This is a genomic window from Thalassotalea sp. G20_0 (assembly GCF_017744175.1).
Taxonomy (GTDB): Bacteria; Pseudomonadota; Gammaproteobacteria; order Pseudomonadales; family Endozoicomonadaceae; genus Endozoicomonas.
In genome coordinates, this window is sequence record NZ_JAGHQV010000172.1 from 1 (window position 1) to 1,832 (window position 1,832).

The 1,832-nt window shown below is 47.8% G+C and carries 1 pseudogene; it reads left to right on the forward strand.

The window, feature by feature from the left end:
* A pseudogene (locus tag J7438_RS25300) lies at positions 1-1,832 on the forward strand (type I-F CRISPR-associated helicase Cas3f); the annotation flags it as partial.

A 1,832-nucleotide genomic window follows, 5' to 3' on the forward strand; every position in this document is an offset into this window, starting at 1 on the left:
CCTTCGTGGCGGATAAGAGTGACCGTCAATGGCTTGAAGAGCTAAGTGAAATTGACGTTGGCAGTATTGGTCAATGCTTCAGGGACGGGGTTGATAAAGGTTTTGGTGAACATCCTCTATTAAACTTGCCTTCGTTTGCCCAGCTGATCGCCTGGATTATTGTATCCCACCATCGCTTACCCTTGGCACCGGCATGGCAGAATAACTTCACAGCACCAGCATTGGATAAGATCAAGGACTGGTTAGATCCTGCATTTTATGCTCGCTGGAACTCGTATCACTGCGAAGATAATGATCAAAAGAGTCGAATTCAAGACAACTGGACATTTGCTGAAAAGGCCTTGCCCTATCACAGCTTCAAATGGCGTTGTCGGGCATCGGATATTGCGTCAAATACCCTGAAGCACTTTTCCCAATGGTATAACGAACAAGCAGATTACCTTCACGACCACCTGTTTACCAGCCATCTGGCCCGACTCTGTATGATGCTGGCAGATCGTTATTACTCGCAGCAAGAAATAACAACCGAATGGCAGAGCCAGAATTACCGTGTTTATGCCAACACCTACGGCAAAGAAGATCACCGTAAAGGCTTCAAGCAAAAACTCGATGAGCATTTGATTGGGGTAGCTCACCACAGTCGGAAAATCACCAAAGCCCTGATTAATTTGAATCACAGTTTACCGAATCTTCGAGATATTTCCGCCCTTACAGATAAGGTCGAGAAAGAGTTCAAAGGAAAATTCGGCTGGCAGGATGGTGCCGTCAAACTGGCCAAAAGACTAGGCAAAGAAACGGTAATCAAGGGTTTTTTCGGCATCAATATGGCATCGACCGGTTATGGAAAAACCATCGCCAATGCCAAAATCATGTATGCACTGGGGCAGGAAACCGGTCGCACTCGCTTCAGTGTGGCACTGGGTTTACGCACGCTGACGTTGCAAACAGGCCAGTCTTTCAAAACGGATCTTGGGCTGAATGACGAAAATTTAGCCATTGCCGTTGGGGGTACGGCTATCAAACAGCTCTTTGATTATTCCCATCAAAAGAATGTCAAAGATGAAAGCGGAACCGGTAGTGAATCAGCGGATGAAGCCTTGGATAAAGAGGCTTATGTTCACTACACCGGTGACACCAGCCACAGTCTGAGTGAATGGACCGAAAAGGATAAACGAATTGATAAACTGCTCCATGCACCCGCACTGGTATGTACCATTGACCACCTGATTTCAGCCACCGAAGGCACACGGGGAGGCCGACAAACGGCGGCTATGCTGCGTCTGCTTACGTCTGACCTGATACTGGATGAACCAGACGACTTTAGCCAGGGGGATTTACCTGCACTATGTCGTCTTGTGCATTGGGCGGGTATGCTTGGCAGTCGGGTACTGCTTTCAACGGCAACCCTGCCTCCGGCACTGGCTTACGCATTGTTTGAATCCTACCGAAACGGGTGGAAACAATATGCCATGGCCAATATCCCTGGCTGGAAAGGTGAAATCTGTTGTGGCTGGTTTGATGAATTTGCGACATCTGATAATGAACAGTGCATGATCAGCGGTTTAGAGAATTATAAAGCACAGCATAATCGCTTTATTAAACCCCGTGTAAAACGGTTAACTGAGCTTTCTGCTTCCGGCAAAACTCACAAACAATGGGGTGATATTGCACTGGTTGAGCCTGTCTCTGCTGCGAGCCCAGCGGCTGCATTAGCCGCTACTGTTTACACGCAAATGACTCAGTTACACCAGCAGCACTGTGTTACTAAAGACAACCGGAGTCTTTCCATTGGCCTGGTGCGAATGGCCAATATTGATCCGCTGGTACGTGTT